At 51.2% G+C, this 22,545-nt stretch carries 19 protein-coding genes and 2 rRNA genes; all 21 read left to right on the top strand.

Annotated features, from left to right (window positions below):
• Positions 1 to 99 (top strand): 23S ribosomal RNA (locus tag AC58QC_RS27080); the annotation flags it as partial.
• 69 nt (positions 100 to 168) lie between these two features.
• A 5S ribosomal RNA gene (rrf, locus tag AC58QC_RS27085) occupies positions 169 to 285 on the top strand.
• A 550-nt stretch (positions 286 to 835) separates the two neighbouring features.
• Positions 836 to 1,426, top strand: a complete 591-nt coding sequence (chrB, locus tag AC58QC_RS27090) for a chromate efflux transporter ChrB (RefSeq protein ID WP_497418162.1) — start codon at positions 836 to 838, stop codon at positions 1,424 to 1,426.
• Positions 1,423 to 1,959 (top strand): chromate efflux transporter ChrA, encoded by a 537-nt coding sequence (gene chrA / locus AC58QC_RS27095; protein WP_497272194.1) that lies wholly within the window; start codon positions 1,423 to 1,425, stop codon positions 1,957 to 1,959. The genes chrB and chrA overlap by 4 nt, the downstream gene beginning before the upstream one ends.
• Before the next feature lie 271 nt (positions 1,960 to 2,230).
• The gene (locus AC58QC_RS27100) at positions 2,231 to 3,766 is read left to right on the top strand and encodes an ABC transporter ATP-binding protein (RefSeq protein ID WP_497418163.1); all 1,536 of its coding nucleotides are present in this window, start codon (positions 2,231 to 2,233) and stop codon (positions 3,764 to 3,766) included.
• The gene (locus tag AC58QC_RS27105) at positions 3,763 to 4,884 is read left to right on the top strand and encodes an ABC transporter permease (protein WP_497418164.1); all 1,122 of its coding nucleotides are present in this window, start codon (positions 3,763 to 3,765) and stop codon (positions 4,882 to 4,884) included. The genes AC58QC_RS27100 and AC58QC_RS27105 overlap by 4 nt, the downstream gene beginning before the upstream one ends.
• A 106-nt stretch (positions 4,885 to 4,990) precedes the next feature.
• On the top strand, positions 4,991 to 5,920 hold the full coding sequence (locus tag AC58QC_RS27110) for an ABC transporter permease (RefSeq protein ID WP_497418165.1): 930 nt from the start codon (positions 4,991 to 4,993) through the stop codon (positions 5,918 to 5,920).
• Between the two features lie 17 nt (positions 5,921 to 5,937).
• Positions 5,938 to 6,423: a nucleoside deaminase gene (locus tag AC58QC_RS27115; RefSeq protein WP_497418166.1), complete on the top strand. Its 486-nt coding sequence runs from the start codon at positions 5,938 to 5,940 to the stop codon at positions 6,421 to 6,423.
• A gap of 684 nt (positions 6,424 to 7,107) precedes the next feature.
• A complete protein-coding gene (gene pucL, locus AC58QC_RS27120) occupies positions 7,108 to 8,577 on the top strand; it encodes a factor-independent urate hydroxylase (RefSeq protein ID WP_497418167.1) in 1,470 nt (489 codons plus the stop codon).
• On the top strand, positions 8,574 to 8,930 hold the full coding sequence (uraH, locus tag AC58QC_RS27125) for a hydroxyisourate hydrolase (protein ID WP_497418168.1): 357 nt from the start codon (positions 8,574 to 8,576) through the stop codon (positions 8,928 to 8,930). The genes pucL and uraH overlap by 4 nt, the downstream gene beginning before the upstream one ends.
• Before the next feature lie 58 nt (positions 8,931 to 8,988).
• Positions 8,989 to 10,380: an allantoinase gene (locus tag AC58QC_RS27130; RefSeq protein ID WP_497418169.1), complete on the top strand. Its 1,392-nt coding sequence runs from the start codon at positions 8,989 to 8,991 to the stop codon at positions 10,378 to 10,380.
• The gene (locus AC58QC_RS27135) at positions 10,373 to 11,665 is read left to right on the top strand and encodes a Zn-dependent hydrolase (protein WP_497418170.1); all 1,293 of its coding nucleotides are present in this window, start codon (positions 10,373 to 10,375) and stop codon (positions 11,663 to 11,665) included. Before AC58QC_RS27130 ends, AC58QC_RS27135 begins: the two co-directional genes overlap by 8 nt.
• The gene (locus AC58QC_RS27140) at positions 11,652 to 12,887 is read left to right on the top strand and encodes a pyridoxal-phosphate-dependent aminotransferase family protein (RefSeq protein WP_497418171.1); all 1,236 of its coding nucleotides are present in this window, start codon (positions 11,652 to 11,654) and stop codon (positions 12,885 to 12,887) included. The genes AC58QC_RS27135 and AC58QC_RS27140 overlap by 14 nt, the downstream gene beginning before the upstream one ends.
• 2 nt (positions 12,888 to 12,889) lie before the next feature.
• A complete protein-coding gene (gene ggt / locus AC58QC_RS27145; RefSeq protein ID WP_497418172.1) occupies positions 12,890 to 14,485 on the top strand; it encodes a gamma-glutamyltransferase in 1,596 nt (531 codons plus the stop codon).
• Between the two features lie 107 nt (positions 14,486 to 14,592).
• Positions 14,593 to 15,609: an XdhC family protein gene (locus AC58QC_RS27150; protein ID WP_497418173.1), complete on the top strand. Its 1,017-nt coding sequence runs from the start codon at positions 14,593 to 14,595 to the stop codon at positions 15,607 to 15,609.
• Positions 15,555 to 16,256, top strand: a complete 702-nt coding sequence (locus tag AC58QC_RS27155; protein WP_497418174.1) for a nucleotidyltransferase family protein — start codon at positions 15,555 to 15,557, stop codon at positions 16,254 to 16,256. The genes AC58QC_RS27150 and AC58QC_RS27155 overlap by 55 nt, the downstream gene beginning before the upstream one ends.
• A 468-nt stretch (positions 16,257 to 16,724) precedes the next feature.
• The gene (locus tag AC58QC_RS27160; RefSeq protein ID WP_497418175.1) at positions 16,725 to 17,663 is read left to right on the top strand and encodes an FAD binding domain-containing protein; all 939 of its coding nucleotides are present in this window, start codon (positions 16,725 to 16,727) and stop codon (positions 17,661 to 17,663) included.
• The gene (gene pucD / locus AC58QC_RS27165; RefSeq protein WP_497418176.1) at positions 17,647 to 19,935 is read left to right on the top strand and encodes a xanthine dehydrogenase subunit D; all 2,289 of its coding nucleotides are present in this window, start codon (positions 17,647 to 17,649) and stop codon (positions 19,933 to 19,935) included. The genes AC58QC_RS27160 and pucD overlap by 17 nt, the downstream gene beginning before the upstream one ends.
• A 10-nt stretch (positions 19,936 to 19,945) precedes the next feature.
• Positions 19,946 to 20,413, top strand: a complete 468-nt coding sequence (locus AC58QC_RS27170; RefSeq protein WP_497418229.1) for a (2Fe-2S)-binding protein — start codon at positions 19,946 to 19,948, stop codon at positions 20,411 to 20,413.
• A 7-nt stretch (positions 20,414 to 20,420) separates the two neighbouring features.
• The gene (locus tag AC58QC_RS27175; protein ID WP_497418177.1) at positions 20,421 to 21,536 is read left to right on the top strand and encodes a BMP family ABC transporter substrate-binding protein; all 1,116 of its coding nucleotides are present in this window, start codon (positions 20,421 to 20,423) and stop codon (positions 21,534 to 21,536) included.
• Positions 21,537 to 21,559: 23 nt separating this feature from the next.
• A complete protein-coding gene (locus tag AC58QC_RS27180) occupies positions 21,560 to 22,537 on the top strand; it encodes an aromatic ring-hydroxylating dioxygenase subunit alpha (protein WP_497418178.1) in 978 nt (325 codons plus the stop codon).
• Positions 22,538 to 22,545 lie beyond the last annotated feature (8 nt).

Genomic DNA, 22,545 nt, shown 5'->3' on the forward strand with positions numbered 1-22,545 from the left:
ATGTAAGACCCCTTGTAGACGACGAGGTTGATAGGTTCGAGGTGGAAGTGCGGTAACGTATGCAGCTGACGAATACTAATCGGTCGAGGGCTTAACCAAAATTCCTAAGTAATACTTTACGTGAAGTTTCGTATCTAGTTTTCAAGGCGCAAACAAACGCTTTGACTGTTTGGTGATGATGGCGGAGGGGACCCACGCGTTCCCATCTCGAACACGACCGTTAAGCCCTCCAGCGTCGATGGTACTTGAACCGCAGGGTTCTGGGAGAGTAGAACGTTGCCAAGCAACTGAAAGAGCCTTACTTGGATTATTCCAAGTAGGGCTCTTTTTTCGCATGTATATATGATCGGAGGGTATTCGCGCCATGAAGAAAGTGCTAACTGTATAAACTACAGTTATTTTCAGTGATTTGATCGAAATAATTGGTTTAGATGGAAAACTTACATTTAATATCAGCTGAACTCTCCATTTCAACCTCTTCGGCTGAAATTAGCTACATAAAATCCATCTGTTTTAATAAATATGGCAAATGTAGCGAAATTAACTGTACATAATCCATTTATTCGATTGGAGAGAGCAAGAACGGAGGCAGCAAAGAAAGAGGCAGTTGTAGGAATAGCCGAGAGAAAGAGGAAGTTTGGGAAGGGCTGCATGGTTGAGCATGAAAGGTGTGAGTTGTTGGGGTGGTTTCTAGCCAAGTCCCAAGATTTCAAAAAAAACTTTGTGATTTTCACAAAAATATAAAGAGAATCCTAATATTGGCTTCATTTTATAATACAATAAAGCTTAGTCTACTTCTTAGGGTGAAACAACGATGAAATGGGAGTGATACATAGTGGAGAACGCCTATGTTCAGATAGGGACGGCGATGTTCCGGACAGGGATTTTGGGGTATGGCGGCGGGCCGTCGATTGTGCCATTAATTCGTTATGAAGCGGTGACGCGTTTTAAATGGATGAAGGATGAAGAATTCATGGAGGTGCTCGCGATCGCGAATACGCTGCCTGGGCCGATTGCGACGAAGCTGGCGGGCTATTTGGGCTATCGGCTCAAAGGGAGCTGGGGAGCGCTTATTGGTCTGTTGGCTCATATACTGCCTACTTGCGTGGCGATGGTGGGTTTGTACTCGTTTATCACTTTTTTCAGCACGTCGCATGTGATCAAGGGGATGATTGCAGCGGTGGTGCCGATTGTCGCGGTCATGTTAGGCGTGATGGCGTTTGAGTTCGGCGAGAAAGCGATTAAAGGGCTGGGATGGCCGGCGGGGGTTACTTTTTTCATCCTATCGTTCCTATTGTTAAAACCGTTATCGGTACACCCGGCAATCGTGATATTCATGTTTCTGTTATACGGAGCCTTCCATCACAAGCTAAAGGATAAGTGGACGAAGAGCAAGGAGACGCTTGGCAAAGGTGATGGCGTATGATGGATTGGTGGCATTTGCTCGTTAGTTTCTTTCTTGCCAATGTGTTTGGCTATGGGGGAGGACCCTCGTCCATTCCGCTGATGTTCCAAGAGATCGTGACGAATCACAGCTGGATGAACAGCAGTGAATTCTCGAATATGTTGGCACTGGGGAACGCGCTTCCGGGGCCGATTGCGACGAAAATCGCCGCGTACGTCGGCTACCAAATCGGCGGCTGGATCGGCGTGCTTATTGCGGTAGCGGCAACGGTGGTTCCGTCGATCATTGCACTGATTATTTTGCTGAATATTTTGCAGAAATACAAGCAATCCCCTGTAATTAAAGGCATGACACTGCTGGTGCAGCCCGTTATTGCGATCATGATGGTGCTCGTCACCTGGAGCAGCTTGGTGGAGTCTACGAAAGCGATCGGTTATTTGCAATTTTTCGGGATCGCGGCGGTGGCCTTTTATTTGATCCAAATGCGTAAGATTCATCCTGCTTTTGTGATTCTTGCGGGTTTCGTATATGGTGGGATTTTTCTATCCACGTAATCTAACCTCACCTAATTTTGGCGCTAAGCACAAAGCTTGCGCCTCTTTTCGTTACGCAACCAAAGTTTGTGTCATGTTTATTGACGCCCAAGATTGGCGGACCGTATAGTGATGTGAGAGGGATAGACGTGAACTGTTCGATGATATCGGAATCCTGAAACAGCAAATCCCTAGTAGGGAGATGCTGTTTTCTCATATCAGGGTGAGTTGATAGGGAGATGCTGTTTTAGCTATACAAGGGTGCTTAACGGAATAAGGAGGTCGGGGACCTATGCCTACACAAGAGAAAGATGCCGTAGAGATGGTCCAAATCGTCAAGCAGTTCGGATCAGTGCTGGCGAATGATGAGGTGGATTTCAGAGCGAGATCGGGAGAGATTCATGCGCTGCTAGGCGAAAATGGTGCGGGCAAAAGCACGATGATGTGCATGCTCTCCGGCGTGTACCGCCCTACGAGCGGAGAGATTTACATCCATGGCGAGAAGGTGCGTATTCGCTCACCGAAGGATGCGATGAAGCTCGGTATCGGCATGGTGTTTCAAAACTTCCGGCTCGTGCAGACACTTACGGCTGCGGAGAATATTGTGCTCGGGGAGGCTGGCTCTTTCTGGCGCGGACCTGGCTGGCTCTCGAAAAAGTCCGAGGAAATCGAGGCGATTTCGAAGTATTTTGGGCTGCTGTTTCCCGTAGATCGGCCCATCTGGCAGCTATCTGTTGGCGAGCAGCAGCGAGTTGAAATTGTAAAGACGCTTTATCGGGGAGCGGATTTTATTATTCTAGATGAGCCAACGTCGGTGTTGACACCGGGAGAGGTTGAGCAGCTTTTTGAGACGCTGGACCGGATGAAGAAGGAAGGCAAAACGGTCATTATGACGACGCATAAGCTGAAAGAGGTCATGTTTGCGGCGGATCATATCTCGGTCATGCGCAAGGGTAAGATGATTGCGACGATGGCGAAATCAGAAACGAGCGAGCGTGAGCTTGCGCAGTTGATGGTGGGTGAGATGAGCCTAGCGGGCCGCGCTCAAAAAAGAACGAGAGCGAAGGAGAAGCCGATGCTCACGGTTAAGGGGCTTGATGTCTATGCGGACCATGGACGCAAGGTGCTGGATGGGCTTCATTTTCAGGTCAATGAAGGTGAGATTGTTGGTGTTGCTGGCGTCTCCGGGAACGGACAGAAGGAGCTGGCAGAAGTACTGACGGGGCTGCGCGTTTGGAAGCAGGGGGAAGTCCATTTTGACGGAAAGGCCATGCGGAATGGTTCGGTACGTATGGCGATTGAGCTCGGGATCGGGCATGTGCCGGAGAATCGGATGCGCAGCGGTCTAGCTGGCAGCTTGGACTCGGTGGATAATCTGCTGTTCAAAACTTACCGCTCCTCGGAACGGTCACGATTTGGTTTGCTGCGGAGAGGGAGCAATCGGAGTTGGTCTCAGCGGTTGGTCGAGATGTTCGATGTGAAAACATCGGGAATCGATTCGCCAGTTCAATTCATGTCGGGGGGGAATCAGCAGAAGCTGCTTTTTGCCAGAGAGATTGATCAAGGTCCGAAGCTCATGATTGCGGTACATCCGACACAAGGACTTGATGTTGGTGCGTCAGAAGGTGTGTATCAGTTGCTGGAGGATTTGCGAAGCAAGGGTCGCTCTGTGTTGCTGATTTCGGAGGATTTGGATGAGGTGCTGCAGCTAGCTGACCGTATTCTGGTGATGTACGATGGGCGCATTGTAGGTAATATTCCGAGGGAAGCGGCGAGCCGCGAGCACATCGGTATGCTGATGGCGGGATCGGAGGAGGTTGCAGGATGAGTGAACAACGAACAGCAGGCAGCATTCCGCTCGAAAATAAAGTGCCGAAGCACGGAGCAGGGTTCCGTTTACCGTATCGTTTGGAAATCGATCCCGCAGGGGCGAATAGCCCTTGGTGGGTAACGATTATCGCCATCGTTTTGGCGTTGGTGGCTTGTGGGATTTTTATCGCGCTGAATGGGATGAATCCGTTCATGGTCTACAGCAAAATGCTGAAAGGGGCCTTTGGCTCCACCTTTGGATTAACAGAAACGCTAGTGAAGGCGATTCCTTTGCTGCTTTGCGGGCTGGGCGTGTCGATTGCCTACCGCATCTCCGTGTGGAACATCGGAGCTGAAGGGCAATTCGTTGCTGGGGCGATGGCAGCTACGGCCATTACGGTCTATTTTCCACATCTGCCGATGTACCTCTCAATTCCAGCTATGATGGTCGCGGGCATCGTGGCCGGCGGCTTCTGGGGATTGCTGACGGCGATACCACGGAACTATTTTCAGGTAAACGAACTCATTACCTCGTTGATGCTGAACTATGTGGCGCTGCTTGCGCTGAACTATGTGGTTTTCGGGCCGTGGAAAGATCCAAAAGGATTTAACTTCCCAGGATCTCCCATGTTCACAGTTGCTCAGTCCTTACCGACCTTTGGTACAACTCGGCTGCATGTAGGACTTATTTTCGCCATCATTGCGGTGCTGATCTATGCCTTCGTCGTCCGGTATACGCGGTGGGGCTATGAGCTGAGGTTGATCGGTGCCAATAATGAAGCGGCTAAGAATGCTGGTATACGTATTTCCAGACATGTGCTGCTGGTGATGGTGATTAGCGGCGGATTGGCGGGGCTTGCTGGCATGGGCGAAGTATCTGGTGTTGCACACCGTCTCATGTACGGGATATCTCCTGGTTATGGGTACACGGCCATTATTGTGGCTTGGCTGGCGAAGCTGAATCCGATTGGGCTTGTGGTCGCTTCGGTACTATTTGGAGGTCTTATTGTTGGGGGATACAGTGTGCAAACGATTGGACTTCCGCCTTCCATGTCCTCGATGATTCAAGGGGCGATCCTGTTTTTCCTTATTGCTGGGGGGATGGCAGGGAAATTCCGTATTCGTCGCAACAGTTGAGGGAGCTGGGTGTGACGGATCGAGGTGACGTACAAAGCGTTGAAACAACGGGCAGTAGTAACTTAGTTAATGGTGTTAATCAACGGTTAGAAAAGGGGGGGAGGAGATGGATGCGATCACACAAATCATTGTTTCAGCAATCTCTTCGGGTACACCGTTGCTATTGGCCGTATTGGGCGGCATCTTGATCGAAAGATCCGGCATCATGCAGCTAGGCGCTGAAGGCTTGATGCTTATGGGCGCAGTGACTTCGTGCCTCGTTTTCATACATACAGGGAGTTTAGTGCTGGCGATTTTGTGTGTCTTCGCAGTGAGCGGGGTCCTCGGATTGCTCCATGGCTTTCTATGCGTGACGCTGCATGCGAATCAGGTTGTTTGCGGGTTGGCGATGACGATATTCGGTGCAGGTCTTAGTGCTTATTTGGGAAAACCAGTGAGCGGTCAGCCACTTGTTGGTGCAGTGCCCAAGCTCGATATGCCGTGGCTGGAGCCTTTGCCACTGATTGGTGGCATTTTTGCTCATATGGATTTGTTTACCTGGTTAAGCTTTGTGCTCGTGCTGGCTATGCACTTGTTCATTCATCGCACATCATGGGGGCTCCATCTTCGCGCAGTTGGGGATAATCCGGCTACGGCGGACGTGATGGGGATCCCTGTGATCGCAATTCGCTACGGGTGCATTGTTGTTGGCTCTATGTTGATCGGTATTGGCGGCGCAGATTTGCTGCTAGTGTACACACCGACATGGAATGAGGGGATGACCTCGGGACGCGGGTGGATTGCGGTGGCGCTTATTATTTTCGCTAGGTGGAACCCGTTTCGTGCCTTGGTGTGCGCGTATTTCTTCGGCGTGTTGGATAGTCTGGGATTCCGTGTGCAGCTTATCGGCAGTCATATTCCTTCTTACTTCCTGAAAATGATTCCGTACGTTGTAACCATTCTGGTGCTGATGTTCCTCGGTTGGCGGAATAAAAATAAGCCATCCGGTGCGCCTGAGGCGCTTGGTGTGCCTTATATACGTGAGCAAAGATTATAGCTAAAAGGAGGGCAAACATGAGTGAATTTAAGGTTCATATTCCATATTTAAAAAGATGCGTAGAACTTTCCCTGCTGGCGAGAGAATCCGGCAATACGCCTTTCGGTTCGCTGCTTGTTGGACCTAGCGGGGAGATTCTGCTGGAGCATGGCAATGTTGAGATTACCGAATCGAACTGCACAGGGCATGCGGAAACGATGCTCATGGAGGCAGCCTCCAAGCGGTATAGCAAGGAAGAGCTGTGGGCGTGCACGCTGTACACCTCAACGGAGCCATGCGCGATGTGCGCGGGGGCGATTTATTGGGGCAACGTGGGACGCGTCATCTTCGCAATGTCAGAAGCGATGCTCGCAGGGCTGACAGGGGATCATGAGCAGAATCCCACGTTGATGCTGCCTTGTCGTGAGGTATTTGCAAGAGGGAACAAGCCGATCCAAGTGATCGGTCCTGTTCCTGAGGTTGTGGAAGCGGCAGTCGCTGCGCATAGCGGGTATTGGGATTAATAAGGAAAGTCACTGGGAGGTTCGTTCTCCTGGTGGCTTTTTTTGATTTGTGTGGGGATAGGGTTGTGGAAGCATGTGCTGCTGAGGTGGGAGAGAAGGGGGATGAAGATAACGGTAAAAGGAAATCGATGGTTTCGATGTTGTAATTTATGCATCATTATTAATGGTTTTTGCCCTGAAAATGGAGTGAAGTTGTATTTTGTACAACCTTTTAGGGCTTTTTCAGCGGAAATGGACTGAAATGAAGAATAATGTTGTACGTTATACAACTTGCGAAGCAATTTGGCGTGTTTAAGGGCTTCGATGTTGTATGGAATGCAACATCGATGGATGGTGTGGAGTAAAGGCGTGGGAGCGGAAAGTGTGAAGTATAGGTGTGGAGTGAAGGTGGAAAATGAAAATGAAAAGTAGAGTAGAAAGAGGGGTATGAGTAGTTTGGATGATTAATGTAATTAAGGAGTTAACATAAACACAAGTTCATGGCAGGTAATGGTGTGAGTCCGGATAAGGAATAGAGCCCCCAGCCCGCCTATTTTAGCAAAAATACAAAAAAACTTATCGTTGTTATGAAAGATTACAAACTTCTTTCATATAAATTGACCCATAGGGATGACGCATTTACAATGGAACAAATCTTGGAAAAGAATGCATGGAATTTAAGGCGGAAATCGAGGTGACGAGGCTATGAAGATCACACGGAAGCAAGTCAATGACATGAATCTAGAAGCGTTCATTTTAGCGTTTGGCCCGCTTTTTGAACACTCGCCTTGGGTGGCAGAGCGGGCAGCTGGATCTCGGCCATTTACCGAAATCAAGGATATGATTAGCGCCCTTGAACAAGAGGTGGAACGAGCGAGTCGTGAGGAGCAGCTGGCGCTGCTTCGGGCCCATCCCGATCTAGGTACTCGCGTCCGGATGACCGACCACTCCGTCCAGGAGCAGTCAGGTGCCGGTCTGAACCAGCTAACCCCTGAAGAATACGAACAGTTTCTTTCTTTAAATAAGCAGTACACGGATCGATTTCAGTTCCCTTTTATCATGGCGGTGAAGGGACAGACCAAAAACACGATACGCGAGGCGTTACATCATCGCATACAAGGAGCTCCAGAAGTAGAACTGCATACGGCACTGCAAGAGGTTTGTAAGATTGGGCGTTTTCGACTAGCAGATATCGTGATGAATGAAACGGAGGAGAAGGCGATGGATCAAGCAAAAGGCGCAGAGAGGATCATGTACTACGGGAAAGGTGATGTCTGGGTCTATCGTTCCTATGCCAAACCGTTGACGAATATCACGCTGATTCCGGAATCGGGTTTCACAGGGCGAGATAATGTGCTGTTCGGCATGAACATCAAAGTAGCGGTGAGCGGCGAGAAGCTGTTCACGTCGTTCAGCGAGGGAGATAACACCAACGTTGTGGCGACAGATTCGATGAAAAACTTCATCCTACGCAAAGCAGGCGAGTATGAAGGATCTACGGCAGAAGGGTTTTTGGTCTTTGTTAGCCGGCTCTTCCTAGAGAAGTATCCATGGATGACGGGGATCAAAATGAGTGCGGATCAAGTGGCTTTCGAGGTGCTGCCGGTTCCAGGGGCTTCAGGCTTCCAGGCGGGGGATCTCGTGTACCGTTATTCGCAAAATGAACACCCAACCGCTGCGGTTGAACTCGTTCGCATGGAAGACCAAATCGTCGTCGCAGACCACTCCGCTGGCGTAGCAGATCTAAAGCTGATCAAAGTCAAAGGAAGTTCCTTCGCCGGTTTCGTTCGTGATGAGTACACGACATTGCCGGAGTCTTCGGATCGGCCCCTCTTTATTTTTCTGGATATTGCATGGACCTATGAATCAGGGGAGGATGCCTTCGATGCCGATCTAGGGCGCTATGTAGCCGCTGAGCAGATTCGTGATATTGCGCATACCGTATTCCATGAGCAGCATTCGCCGTCGATCCAAAACCTCATCTATCGTATTGGGCAGCGGTCGTTACTGCGTTTTCCACAGCTCAAAGAAATTCGCTTTGAGTCCAACAATCGGACATGGGAAACGATTCTTGAGGAAGTTTCCGCAGGTGAAGGCAAAGTATTTACAGAGCCTAGACCACCGTATGGTTTCCAAGGATTTTCGATGACAAAGCGTGATCTGGAGGGCCTATGAGCGTAGGAATCACATCACATGTTCTAGACATTAGCTGCGGCCGACCGGCAGTTGGTGTGAGAATCGACTTGTTCAAACGCGAAGGAAACATGTCGGAGCTAATTCGCTCCGACGTTACGAATACAGACGGCAGGCTGCCAGGGGCGATATTGAGTGGGGATGATTTTACCGTAGGTACATATGAGCTTCTTTTCCATGTGGGCGACTACTTCAGAGAGAAGGGTGTAGAACTGCCAGAGCCAGCTTTCCTAGATCAGGTACCGATTCGTTTCGGTGTTGCCAATAGCGCGATGCATTATCACGTTCCATTATTAATTGCCCCTTGGGGGTATAACACCTATCGCGGGAGTTAGTCCGAAGTAGTCGGCGTCAAACGAACAGACAGAGAGCTTCGAGGGAGGGTTTCGTAGGATGAATCGATTTGATCTTATCGTTCGTAATGGGACTGTGGTCGTGCAAGATGAGTACCGGCAGCTAGACATCGGTATACGGGACGGCAAAATTGCAGCACTAGGTGAAAACCTCGTGTTCTCGGAGCAAACTCCTGTTTATGACGCAGAAGGCCTAACAATCCTCCCAGGTATGATTGATGCGCATGTTCATTTCAATGAACCGGCACTAGGCGATTGGGAAGGCTTCGCTACAGGTTCAGCCTCTCTGGCTGCTGGCGGATGCACAACCTATATGGATATGCCGCTAAATGGGGTCCCGCCTACAGTTCGGCTCAGCGCGTTAGCGATGAAGCTGGGAGCAGCCGAAGGACAATCCTACGTAGATTATGCGCTGTGGGGCGGACTTGTCCCCGGCAATATCGGTGAGTTGGAGAGGCTTGCTCAAGCGGGCGTGATTGGCTTCAAGGCCTTCATGTCCTGCCCAGGCGGAGAGGGAGAAGATATCTTCACGGAAGTGGATGACGAGACGTTATTTAACGGCATGAAAGAAATTGCTCGCTTGGGTCTGGTGCTAGCACTTCATGCCGAGAGCGAGGAGATCGTCTCCAATCTCGCTGCCGAGGCCGTGCAAGCAGGCAAACGCAGCGCCTTGGATTTCATCGCGACACGGCCGATTGCCGCTGAAGTGGAAGCTGTAAACCGAGCATTGGGTTATGCGAAGCAGACAGGCTGTAAGCTGCATTTTGTACATATCTCTTCTGCAGAAGCGGTACAGCTTATTACCGAGGCGAAGGCACGGGGATTGGACGTTACCGTGGAAACGTGCCCTCACTATTTGGCGCTAACGGACGTGGAGGTCGAACGCCTTGGACCTGTTGCGAAATGCGCGCCACCGATACGCACGGTCGAAGATCAAACTCGTTTGTGGGCTGAGTTGAAGGCAGGTCGGTTCGACATCATAGCTTCTGATCACTCACCCTCTCCAAAACACATGAAGCAGGGTGATTTCTTCGCAGCATGGGGCGGCATATCAGGGGCGCAAAGCTCGCTCGAGCTCATGCTGGATGAAGGACATCTGCGAAGAGAGATTCCGCTGCCGGAGCTCGCTCGCATGCTGGCGCTTGAACCAGCGAAACGCTTCGGGTTATATCCCCGCAAAGGGGAAATAGCCATAGGAGCTGACGCGGATCTAGCTTTGGTGGATTTGGCAGCAAGTTATACGCTGCAAGAGAGCGACTTGCTTTATCGACATAAGCAGAGTCCCTATGTGGGCAGAGCGTTCGGCTGCCGTGTGAAATCAACTTTCCTGCGAGGAGTTAAGGTGTATGAACGAGGCGTGGGTGTTGGAGTAGCGTTAGATGGAGCTTGGTTGCGTCATAGTGCATCGATCGGAGGCGAGCTAGATGGCTAAAATGAAACAGCACCCACAAGAGGAAATGCTAGCTCAATACGGGGAGCGTATGCTGCGAGCTTTGGAGTGGCTGGCGACCTTCGGCGCCGATCCTGAAGGCGGCGTGACTCGGCTGCTATATGCGGAGCCATGGCTCCAAGCGCAATTAGCACTGATCGACACCATGCAGGGCATGGGGTTGAAGGCAGATTTTGATGAAATCGGCAATGTATACGGTAAATTGCAAGGGTCAGAGCCTTCGTTAAAGCCGATACTCACAGGTTCGCATATGGACACCGTCAAGAATGGCGGCAAATACGATGGAGCCTATGGCGTCATCGCATCCATGACGGCATTGGGGTATTTGAAGGCCGTGTACGGGACGCCGAAACGGACATTGGAGATGGTCTCCTTTTGCGAGGAAGAAGGAAGTCGGTTTCCTTTAGCTTATTGGGGCTCGGGACATGTGACAGGGGTTCTATCGTTAGCTGATGGTGTCGGACTTGCCGATCCGGAGGGGGTGACGCTGCTTGAGGCGATGGAGCAGGCGGGCTTCGAAACTTCACAGAGTAGGGCTTGTCCTGCCAAGCGTGATGATATTGGGGCCTATATTGAAATTCATATCGAGCAAGGCGCAGTACTTGAATTTAAAGAGAAGCAGATTGGTGTTGTTACGGCGATTGTTGGTCAAGTTCGAATGACCGTCGTCGTCACGGGTACGCCAAATCATGCAGGAACGACCCCGATGACGATGCGCAAAGATGCATTGGCTGGCGCAGCCGAAATGGTCGTGCTCACAGAGCAGATGGCACTCGCTGAGGGGGAACCGTTGGTAGCCACCGTAGGACGCTTGGAAGTGAAGCGCGGAACATCGAATGTGGTGCCCGGCGAAGTTGAGTTTACGTTAGATATTAGGCATACTGACGAGCGAAAGATAGAGGCTTTTCGTGCGGAGCTGATATCGCGGTTTGTGGAAATCGCCGTGCGAAGAGAACTTTATATAGATACGGTGGAACATCTAAATGCCTTACCAGTGGCCATGGATAGCGGGATATCGGCAGAAATTGAGGCTGCCTGCGACTACTATGGCTACGAGCATATACGGATGCCAAGCGGGGCTGGACATGATGCTCAGTTGTTCGGGCTTATCTGCCCGTCGGCGATGATTTTCGTGCCAAGTCGGGCTGGCATCAGCCATAGTCCCAAAGAGTACACGAAGCCGGAGGATCTCATTATCGGCTTCCAGACACTCGTTCATGTGTTATACCAATACGGCTACGGGGGAAAAGCAGATGAAAACCTATAAAGATTTATCACCCTCCCTTCGAACGATTATGACCCCAGGACCGGTCGAGGTTGACCCTAGGGTGCTGCGCGCGATGTCGTATCCCATTCTGGGCCAGTTCGATCCGGAGTTCACCGAGCTGATGAATGAAACGATGGAGATGCTTCGTGAGGTTTTTCAAACGAACAATCAATGGGCGTTTCCGATCGACGGGACATCCCGTTCAGGCATAGAAGCTGTGCTGGTAAGCATCATCGAGCCAGGAGATAAAGTACTCGTTCCGATATACGGACGATTTGGAAATTTACTGGTAGAAATTGCAGAACGCTGTGGGGCTGAAGTGACGATTATCGAGAAGGAATGGGGCTCCGTGTTTGATCCCGTGGATATCATTACAGCAGTCGAGCGGGAGAGGCCAGCTATTGTGGCCATGGTTCATGGAGAGACGTCGACAGGCTGTATCCAACCGTTTGATGGGATTGGGGCAGCTTGCCGTCAAGTAGATGCACTTCTCGTAGTGGATGCTGTAGCCACGATTGGTGGCGTTCCTGTAAAAACAGACGAATGGCTGCTGGATGCGGTGATTGGCGGAACGCAAAAATGTTTATCCGTTCCATCGGGCATGTCGCCGATTACCTACAATGATCGTGTCGAAGCGAAGGTGCTGCGCCGCAAAACGATTGAGCGGGGACTGCGGGAGAAAGGCTCCCCTGTTTCCACGGTTAAGGCTGTGGCGAGCAACTATTTCGATCTCGGGCAACTGCAGGACTATTGGAGTCCTAAGCGGTTGAATCACCATACTGAAGCTACCACAATGCTGTATGCACTGCGTGAAGGTTTACGCATTGTGCTGCAAGAGGGGCTTGATGAGCGATTCTTGCGTCATAAGCGTCACGAAGCAGCTTTGGTTGCTGGGCTGCAAGCTATGGGATTGACCCTTTATGGAGATCCCTTGTGTAAGCTGCCGGTAGTAACCTGTATACGCATTCCGGGGGCAGTGGATGGAGAAGCTGTACGCGCGATGCTGCTGAACAGCTTCGGTATTGAAATCGCCTCATCCTTCGGTCCTTTGAAGGGACAGATTTGGCGTATCGGTACGATGGGTTTTAGCTGTAATCAGAAGAATGTGCTTCATGTTCTTGGGGCGCTAGAAGCAACACTTCACTGGCATGGTGTGGATATCTCGGTAGGAAAGGCGCTGCAGGCTGCACTAGCGGTATATGCTCATAAACGGGAGGAATAATCATGTTAAACATCATGCCACGAGCAGAGCGAGCCATGATTGCTACGCCGCATTATTTGGCTAGTTCAGTGGGGAGCACGATTTTACAGCAAGGAGGCAATGCCTTCGATGCGGCAATTGCCATTAGTGCGACCCTGGGCGTCGTTTACCCGCATATGACGGGGCTCGGCGGAGATGCTTTTTTCCTCATGCATGATGCGTCAACGGGAGCCTATACCGGGTTTAACGGAAGCGGGAAGTCAGCTGCGAAGGCGACGCCTGATTTTTATAGAGAGCAAGGGATGGATAAGATTCCACAACGCGGCATTTTAAGTGCGATTACTGTTCCGGGCATGGTGGATGCTTGGTGGCAGGTGTGGGAAAAGCACGGCAAGCTTCCGTGGGCGAAGCTATTGGATGCAGCCATCGGATATGCGGAAAAGGGGTTTCCAATCTCGCGCAATTTACTGTTCTGGATGCGTAAAGATGAGGAGTTCATTCGTGCTTCCGCACAGCTAAGCAGGCTATATATACGGGACGGCGAGCTTTTGAAGGAAGGAGATCGGCTTATTCAGCCCGACATGGCAAGAACGCTGCGACTGATTCAGCAAGAAGGTAGAGATGTGTTTTACTCAGGCTCGTTGATGAAGTCGATTGTTAATAGCGTTAAGCATGATGGCGGTTTGCTGGAGGAAGATGATTTCCGCAGCTTCGCTGGAGAATGGGTGGAGCTGCTATCGACGACGTATCGCGGATATGAAATTTATCAAATGCCGCCGAACTCGCAAGGGTTCACAGCGCTCATGATGATGAATATGTTAGAACTTATTGATATGGCGGCTGTGCCGAGGGCATCGGCCAATTTCTATCATCTCATGTCGGAAGTGATCAAAAAGGCGTTCAAAGATCGTGATCGCTATTTAACAGATCCCCATTTCAGGGACATTCCGCTCGAAAGACTGCTATCGAAAACGTATGCGCAGGAGCTTTGGCATGAGATTCAAACGCAGCCATTTCAGGTGAGTGAGCATCTCTCACCAGCGATCGGTCAGGACACCGCTTATGCAGCTGTTGTGGACGAAGAGGGGAATTCTGTTTCTTTTATCCAAAGCTTATATTTCGATTTCGGGGCAGCTTACGTTCCTGGTGATACCGGCGTTATTATGCAAAATCGCGGCTCCTTCTTCTCACTCGATCCTGCATGCGCAAATGTGCTGGAACCACGCAAAAGATCGTTCCATACCTTAATGCCCGCCATGGTAAGCAAGGATGGAAAGCCGTATATGCTGTTCGGCACGCAGGGGGGAGAAGGTCAGCCGCAGACGCAGCTTTCGATACTCACGGGGGTCTTGGATTATGGTTTATCCATTCAGGACGCCATTTCACTTCCTCGTTGGGTATATGGACGTACGTGGGGAGAAGATGGCGACGCGCTTAAGCTAGAACATCGACTCGAACCTGAGGTATATGCACGACTGAAGCAGTGGGGACACCGCGTGGAGCCCGTGAAGTCATGGGATGGCATTATGGGGCAGGCGCAGGGCATTGTCATTGATGAGCAAGGGTTTATGAGTGGTGCGGCGGATCCGCGTGGCGATGGGTTGGCGATTGGCTGGTAGCGGGCCCACGAGGAAAAGCGCTGAAAGATCAATTAGGCATGTGTATGAGAGATGCGTGGAATAAGGTTGCAAGGCAAAACATTTATACAAAGAGGGAGCGATGAGTGATGGAGGCCTATGACATTTTGCTAGCTGTGGAAAGTAATACAGGAGCTCGTGTATTAGCAACAGTGATTCATGTGGAAGGCCACACTTATCGCAAACAAGGAGCTGTCATGCTGTTAATGGCAGATGGCAGCACGGTGGGGAGCATTTCTCCGGGCTGCTTGGAAGGAGATCTCGCTGCTTACGTGCCAGGCGTGTGGGAATCGCAAAAACCGCAAATGGTCGAATACGATATGAGACCTGTGGATGACTTCGGCTGGGGGGAGACAATCGGGTGCATCGGGTTGATTCGTATTTTGCTAGAGCCGCTTTCTGGTGAGCTGCTGGTTAATCTTATTGTGGTGAAAAATAAATTAGATCGCGGTGAAGCCGTGGATCTTATTCGCACTTATACCGATGGGTATTCAGATATTAGGTATGCGCTTCGGGGATCAGGCGTGGATGAGCAGGGGCTTTCTGCCCCTACAGCTATGAGAAAGCCGTTTTGCTTCATGACGAGCACTGTTTTTGTGCCAAAGCCAAGAGTCATCGTGTTTGGTGCTAATCCTGATGCGATTCCACTCGTACAAATGGCTGCAAACAGTGGCTTTCGTGTGGTGGTTGCGGACTGGCGCGAGGCATTCTGTAACGCAGAACGGTTTCCTGGGGTAGAAACGATGGTTGCCTTTCCAGAGATGTTAGTCGAAAAGCTTACGCTGAATGAGCGAGACTACGTCGTAATCATGAGTCACCAGTTCGAGAAGGATACGGCATTCTTCCGAGGCGTTATGGCCTATCACTTACAATATCTCGGCATTATGGGCTCCAAGGAGCGTACGGCGAAAATGCTGGAAGGATTCGATCGTCCTGACTGGCTGCATGCGCCAATCGGCCTGAACATCGGTTCGGAAGGCGCGTTCGAGAATGCAGTCAGCATAGTGGCTGAGTTGATTGCGATTAAGCGAGGTAATCACGGAGCGGATTCATGGCAATCCCAGTTAGCTCATGGACGGGATGTCCAAAGCTTCTGCTCATGGTGAAACTGGTGAAGAAAAAGATCGTCGGCGTCTACCTTGCGGCGGGGAGCAGTCGGCGCATGGGGACAGCGAAGCAGGCCCTGGAGTTGGCAGCTGGCATCAGCCTCGGAGGTATTGCGCTGTTGAAGGCGCTCCGCTGTTCGGAGTTAGAGCGGGTGATTGTCGTTGTACGCGAAGGAGATACGCTGACATGGTTGCCGGAAGAGGCTCGTAGTCAGCTCGCAAGTGGTAGATGCCGCATGGTTGTATGTAAGGATGCCAGTCTTGGCATGGCACATTCGCTTCGCGCCGGTATTCAAGTGGCAGTGGAGCTGGGGGCTGACGGTGTTATGGTTATGCTGGCTGATCAGCCTTTTATTGATCGTGCAGGGCTAGAGGGTCTGATTGATGTCTTCAACCAGGAGCCTGGTTATGACTTCGTTGCTAGCGGTGATGGCGGAACGCCTAAACCGCCTGTCCTTCTCGGGAGCGGAATGTGGTCGGCTATTGCGGAGTTAGAAGGAGATGCTGGAGCACGAGACTTGTTTCACTTGCCTGCTTTTCGCGGGCAAATTATCGAGGCGGATTCGTTGACATTTATGGATATTGATACCGTAGAGCGCTATGAAGAGGCGAAGAACATCTTTAAGATTAAGTGTATGTCAAATTAAATAACATGAAATTAGTTGAAGAGTGCATCATCACGAATGATGCGCTATTTTTTTATATAAAAAAACAAAATGATGTTAAATTAGTTGACGTTAATTTCAGATATTGTTTATAGTAGATCTAATTATTCAGAACGATTGAAGATGACGATAAGGCTGTAGCGGGCGAGGGGCTCGCGAAACGGAACGACGTTCCGCTATTTTAAGCGAATAGAGCCACTTGAAGGAGTTACGGAACGAGGATCCCTTATTTTACGATTTTAGGCGAGAAATTGGACAATTGAGGTAGGTTAGCGGAATGACGTTCCGTAACTCGTCGAATGAAGCGGAATCAGTAGAAATAGCGGAACGACGTTCCGCAAGTGGGAGTGCGAACGCATACTGGCACCACGCAGCAAGCCGGACTCTTCCGGTGAACTCAGGACGCATAACGAGCACGTGGTCATTCAGAAACTCTGAGGAGGGTTGAATATGTCAGTTCCTATGCATCAGCTGCCTGAGCAGCAACCTTCTGTATGGCAGCCGACAAGTGTGGAGGAAGCGATCCAATTGAAGCACAAATGGGGCGAAGATGCCGTCGTTGTAGCCGGAGGCACTTGGCTTCGGACACGTTGGGAAAATGCTCTCGCACCGATGCCGCAGCATTTAATTAGTCTTGGACGTATTCTTGTCCTTTCGGGATTAACAGTTAATTCCCATGGTCAAGTTCATATAGGCCCTGCTCTTAGCATTGCAGATTTGATGAAAAACGAGCTGGTTCAGCAGAAATGCTGTCTTCTCGTGCAGGCCTGCTCGGAGATCGCAGCACCGTCGATTCGAAACCTAGCGTCCATCGGCGGCAATGTGATGACGCGTACAGGTGATCTGATCCCAGCATTACTTGTGATGAACGCTCAGATACGGTGCACGGATGGTCAGAATGAACGAACGGTTTACCTGAAAGATTGGCTCGCTGCTTCGCCAGGAGCTTCTGAAGAGATGATGATAGGGATCATGGTGCAGACAGAGGCTGAAGCTGAAGAACAGCTAGATTCCGCGGAAGAAGCGGGAACTATCCATGAGTTCTACCTCAAGGTAGGACGAAGAGAGGCATTTACACCATCGGTCGTCACGGTTGCGGGGAGGCTTTCCCTACAGGCAGATGGGAGGATTGCCCGCATCGCCATAGCGGCAGGCGGGGGCACCGCGATTCCTGCGAGGTTTTCAGCTTTGGAAGCGGAAATGCTCGGGAAGCCATTATCGAAGGCAGTTTTGCAGACCCTTCATAAGGGAGTGATGGCTGATTTCAACGCTGTGGCTGATGATTATGCTGGCGTGGCTTATCGGAAGCAGACAGCGGCAAATTTGATCATTTCGGAGTGTTACAAAGCTTGGCGCAAAGGGGGCGGAGCCTATGCTCCTAAATCGTAATGCGAAGAAATGGATCATAAGACCGGATGGCAAAGAGAAAGTCACTGGGGAGCTCCGTTATCTCACTGATTTAACCGCCCCTGGCATGCTGCACGGCAAGGTATTGCGGAGTCAATACCCGCATGCTTGGATTCTTTCCATCGATACAAGTAAAGCCAAACAATTACCTGGCGTGCGCGCGGTCCTGACGGCTGATGACGTGCCAGGGTTGAACTTATTTGGGATTGCCTTTCCTCATCAGCCGGTGTTTTGTCAGGATCGTGTTCGTTATATCGGGGATGCTTTGGCATCCGTTGCTGCAGATACAGAGGAAATTGCGGAATACGCGCTCGGCCTCATCGAGGTCGTGTATGAGCCGCTTCCCCTTGTAGATAACCCAGAAACCGCGTTAGAAGCGGGTACGATCCTGCTTCACCCCGAAGGAAATCTTCTGCATCAAACAGCCCTGCAGGATGGGGATTCGAACATTGAGGCAGCTTTCCAAACTTGTGCACACGTCGTAGAAGAGATCTATTGGACACCTCGGCAAATGCATACGTATATGGAAACCGAAGGCGGTCTCTTTGTTCCTGAGGATGACGGACGGCTGACCGTTTACTCGCCGACCCAGCATGGCTACAAGGATCGTTTCCAGCTAGCACGAATCCTCGACGTCCCAGAAGAGCAAATCAGAGTCGTATCCAGCCCGATTGGCGGTTCGTTTGGCGGCAAAGATGAGCTCAATGTGCAGCCATTCGGCGCATTGATGGCGTTAAGGACGAAGAAGCCAATCAAAATGCACAATTCCCGCCGGGAATCGGTTATTTCGGGGATTAAGCGTCATCCGATGCGGATCACGATGAAAACAGGGACAGATGTACAAGGAAAGCTTATCGCTCATCAAGTTCGCATCCTGGCAGACACAGGGGCTTACGCGACCTTAGGGTGTGAGGTGTTGAATTTTGCAACCGAGCATGCGATTGGACCTTACACCATCCCACATGTCGATGTAGAAGGAAAGAGTGTCTATACGAATAACGGTGTATCCGGTGAATTTCGGGGATTTGGCGGCAATCAGGTGATTTTCGCGGTGGAGAGTCAAATCGAACGCTTGGCCGAGAAGCTCGGCATGGACGCGTGGGAGCTGCGCAAGCTCAACCTGCGCCAGCCAGCAGATCCGGGCCCTATGGGCCAGCAGATCGTGGCCACCGAGGGCGCCGCCCAGGTGTGGGCGAAGGCGCAGGAGTCGCCGCTCTGGGCGAAGCGCGCCAGCAGCGGCCGCCACGCTGCGCAAGATCCTTGGCTGCGCCGAGGCGTCGGCGCTGCGCTGGTGATGCACGGTGCCGGGCTCGGCCTCGGCATCCCGGATCATTCCGGCGGCCGCATCGAGCTGACGCCGGAGGGCAAGATCCAGGCCTCCTTCGGCTTCGAGGAGTTCGGCCAAGGGCTCTATGCAGCACTCACGCTGATGCTGCAGGACATCTTCGGCTGCGCCGTCGATGACATTCGCATCGTCATCGGCGATACAGACCGCGTGCCCAGCAGCGGTTCGAGCACGGCCTCACGCGCCACCACGATGATGTGGCGCGCGCTCCAGCGGCTGAAGCCAGCATTCATGCTGGCGCTGCTGGAGCAGGCTTCGCTGCTCTGCGGCGTTCCGGCCGCAGAGCTCGCAACCGGCGCAGGCGGGATTCATCACAAGGGTGATGAATCCGGGGGGCCGGTTGTCACGTATGCGGAGGCCGCTGCGGCAGCGGCGAAGCCGATCCTCGCGCATACGGAGTTCGACTACCCGACGACGCCCGAAGGGCGGGTCGGTGCGCACTACCTGTACTCATACGCAGCAGCCATCGTAGAGGTGGAAGTCAACATGCTGACCGGACGGGTCAAAGTGCTGCATACCGATCACGTCATCGCCGCAGGTCCAGTGATTAATCCGATGGGCTTTCTTGGGCAAATCGAAGGCGGCAGTGTGATGGCCTTAGGTTATACGTTGACGGAAGATGCGGTCATGAAGGATAGCCGATATGTAAGGCATAACTTGGATACGTACCTCGTGCCCACCTTCAGCGATAGCCCGCACAGTATTCAAGTCGAGGCAATCGAAGAGCTTCCTGAAGGGGATACGTTCGGACCTCGAGGCGTTGGCGAAATTGGCTCCGTTGGCTTAGCCCCTGCGATTACGGCGGCGGTTCGACAAGCGACAGGCATTTGGGTGAATCAGTTACCCATATCACCAGAAGACATCGTGCAATCCATCGATTGGCTAGAAGGGGTGGAGGCCAGTGATTAATACATCTTTTGTGCTAGAGTGCACCATTAACGGGAGGGCAGTGTTAATTCCAGTCCCAGCATACAAAAGGATGTCAGCAGTTCTGAGGGATGACCTGTTGATGACCGGCACCAAGGTTTCTTGCGAGATCGGGCGCTGCGGCGCTTGCATGATTCTGCTCGATGGTCAACCTGTGAATTCCTGTTTACTGATGGCGTATCAAGCATCGGGGAAGGAACTTACGACCATAGAGGGAATATCGGCAGGCGAAGAGCTGCATCCGATTCAACAAGCGATGTTAGAGGAGGGAGGATTGCAGTGCGGCTACTGTACCGCCGGCATGGTTGTCACCTTAACCGCGTTATGGGAAACGAATCCTGCGCCAACAAGGGCGGAGGCTGAGAAAGCACTATGCGGGAACATATGCAGGTGCACAGGGTATGAGGGGATTTTCAGAGCTGTAGAGAAATGCGGATTGTCCATAAAAAGAGAGGGGTAGAAGCCATATGCGAAAATTATTGCTTTCTTTAACCGCCATTATGCTTGTCATTCTAAGCGCCTGCTCCACCACGAGTACCACTACGGAATCGAGCACGTCCCCTGCATCCTCAGCAGCAGCAACAGAGAAAAAGCTGCCGAGAGTTGCTTTTGTGTACATCGGAGTTCCGGGGGATGGCGGTTGGACATTTGAGCATGATCAAGGTCGGATAATGCTCGAGAAAGAGCTGGGTATTAAAGCGACAACGGTTGAAAATATACCGGAAGGCCCTGACGCAGAGCGCGTATTTGAAGAGTTGGCTCAGAAAAATGATATTATTTTCGGAACTTCCTTCGGATACATGGACCCGATGGTTGCGGTAGCGGCGAAGCATCCGAATGTGAAATTCCTGCATTCCACAGGCTACAAAACAGCGCCAAACCTAGGAACGTACATGGGACGTGAGTACCAAAGTGCGTACCTCGTCGGTATGGCAGCTGGGAAAATGACAAAAAACAACCACCTCGGTTATGTCGGTGCATTCCCAATTCCAGAGGTCATTTATACCATTAATGCGTTCACGCTGGGTGCGCAAAGTGTGAATCCGAATATCGATGTCTCCGTGGTGTGGAGCAACACGTGGTTCGATCCTGCCACAGAGAAGCAAGCTGCAATTTCCCTGCTGGATAAAGGTGTGGACGTATTGGCGGCTTACCAAGATTCACCGGCAAGCATTCAAGCGGCTGCTGAACGTAAAGTTTGGGGCATCGGGAATGATTCCGATATGGGGAGATTCGCACCCGAGACGTACATATCGAATCCGAAATGGAACTGGGGCCCTTACTACGTGAAAACGGTAAAAAGTATTATGGATGGCACGTGGAAATCCGAGGCTTACTTCGGCAGTATGAAAGAAGGCATCACGGATATTGCTCCGCTTGGTAAAAATGTGCCAGCTGATGTGAAGGCGCTGGTGGAGAAGAAGAAAGTGGAAATTCTGAATGGTACGTTTGAGGTGTTCCAAGGACCAATCGTGGACCAAGACGGTAAAACTCGCTTCGAATCAGGCAAAAAGATGACAGACGAAGAAATTCTGGGCACTACTTGGTTTGTTAAGGGCATTAAAGGTGTCATTCCTAAATAGAGTCCGAAAGGATGTGAGTGGCGATGACAATACAAGATATCGCATTAATTCACGAGTGGCACCCGGTGTTGTTATCGTCAGCACTCACGAAAAAGCCGGAAGCAGTGATTGTACTAGGCGAAAAAGTAGCGGTATTCCGCACCACGCAAGGCGTCCACGCGTTTAAAGACTTATGTATTCATCGCGGTGTGCCGCTCTCACTAGGGAAAGTAAATGGCGATGAGCTTGTATGCGCGTATCATGGCTGGTCCTATAATGGCTGTGGCACATGTACCAGGATTCCTTCTTTGCCGAAGGATCAGGCTATCCCAACGAAAGCCAAGGCCTTCGTTTATGCCTGTGTGGAAGCGCATGGCCTGATCTGGGTATGCTTAGGGACACCCGCTGGGCCGCTGCCGAAAGTGAGTGCTTACGTGCCCGAAGGCTTCAAGGAAGTGTTCATGGGACCTTACACGCTGCAAGCAGCAGGGCCACGCATTATAGAAAATTTCCTCGATGTATCCCACCTCATGTTCGTGCATGAGGGTCTGCTGGGCGATAGTGATTTTGCTGAAATCAATGATTATCATGTGTTGGAAGAGGATGGCGTTCTGCGTTCCGAAGAGATCATCGTGTATCAGCCAGATGCCGATGGGACTGGACGTGGAGTGAATAGTCGCTATGTGTATGAGGTGTTCGGTCCATTATGTGTAGCTTTTACGAAGAGAGATGACGTGTCTGATCACATCTTTCGTCTGTTTCTGATGGTGCTGCCGATTACGGAGCAGACTAGCGTGGCTTACATGCTGAAGCAAAGAAATTATGCGTATGACGAGCTCGACGAGGTGTTCATCCAATTCCAAGATAGGCTCATCGAGCAGGATCGGATTATGGTAGAAAATCAGAAGCCGGAATTGCTGCCGCTAGATTTGCAAGCGGAGCTGCATTTGAAGTGTGATCGCTTGAGTATCGCGTACCGCAAACGACTCCGTGAACTAGGTGTCACCTTCGGAACAGCGTAGCAAGAAAT

The sequence above is a fragment of the Paenibacillus sp. J22P51 genome (assembly GCF_059692215.1).

Excerpts from the sequence above, each read along its gene's own strand:
- chrA (WP_497272194.1), top strand. The coding sequence starts at position 1,423 with ATGATGGATTGGTGGCATTTGCTCGTTAGTTTCTTTCTTGCCAATGTG.
- AC58QC_RS27180 (WP_497418178.1), top strand. The coding sequence starts at position 21,560 with ATGACAATACAAGATATCGCATTAATTCACGAGTGGCACCCGGTGTTG.
- AC58QC_RS27150 (WP_497418173.1), top strand. The coding sequence starts at position 14,593 with ATGGAGGCCTATGACATTTTGCTAGCTGTGGAAAGTAATACAGGAGCT.
- AC58QC_RS27130 (WP_497418169.1), top strand. The coding sequence starts at position 8,989 with ATGAATCGATTTGATCTTATCGTTCGTAATGGGACTGTGGTCGTGCAA.
- AC58QC_RS27140 (WP_497418171.1), top strand. The coding sequence starts at position 11,652 with ATGAAAACCTATAAAGATTTATCACCCTCCCTTCGAACGATTATGACC.
- AC58QC_RS27160 (WP_497418175.1), top strand. The coding sequence starts at position 16,725 with ATGTCAGTTCCTATGCATCAGCTGCCTGAGCAGCAACCTTCTGTATGG.
- pucD (WP_497418176.1), top strand. The coding sequence starts at position 17,647 with ATGCTCCTAAATCGTAATGCGAAGAAATGGATCATAAGACCGGATGGC.
- pucL (WP_497418167.1), top strand. The coding sequence starts at position 7,108 with ATGAAGATCACACGGAAGCAAGTCAATGACATGAATCTAGAAGCGTTC.
- AC58QC_RS27135 (WP_497418170.1), top strand. The coding sequence starts at position 10,373 with ATGGCTAAAATGAAACAGCACCCACAAGAGGAAATGCTAGCTCAATAC.
- ggt (WP_497418172.1), top strand. The coding sequence starts at position 12,890 with ATGTTAAACATCATGCCACGAGCAGAGCGAGCCATGATTGCTACGCCG.
- AC58QC_RS27110 (WP_497418165.1), top strand. The coding sequence starts at position 4,991 with ATGGATGCGATCACACAAATCATTGTTTCAGCAATCTCTTCGGGTACA.
- AC58QC_RS27105 (WP_497418164.1), top strand. The coding sequence starts at position 3,763 with ATGAGTGAACAACGAACAGCAGGCAGCATTCCGCTCGAAAATAAAGTG.
- AC58QC_RS27115 (WP_497418166.1), top strand. The coding sequence starts at position 5,938 with ATGAGTGAATTTAAGGTTCATATTCCATATTTAAAAAGATGCGTAGAA.
- uraH (WP_497418168.1), top strand. The coding sequence starts at position 8,574 with ATGAGCGTAGGAATCACATCACATGTTCTAGACATTAGCTGCGGCCGA.
- AC58QC_RS27175 (WP_497418177.1), top strand. The coding sequence starts at position 20,421 with ATGCGAAAATTATTGCTTTCTTTAACCGCCATTATGCTTGTCATTCTA.
- AC58QC_RS27100 (WP_497418163.1), top strand. The coding sequence starts at position 2,231 with ATGCCTACACAAGAGAAAGATGCCGTAGAGATGGTCCAAATCGTCAAG.
- AC58QC_RS27155 (WP_497418174.1), top strand. The coding sequence starts at position 15,555 with ATGGCAATCCCAGTTAGCTCATGGACGGGATGTCCAAAGCTTCTGCTC.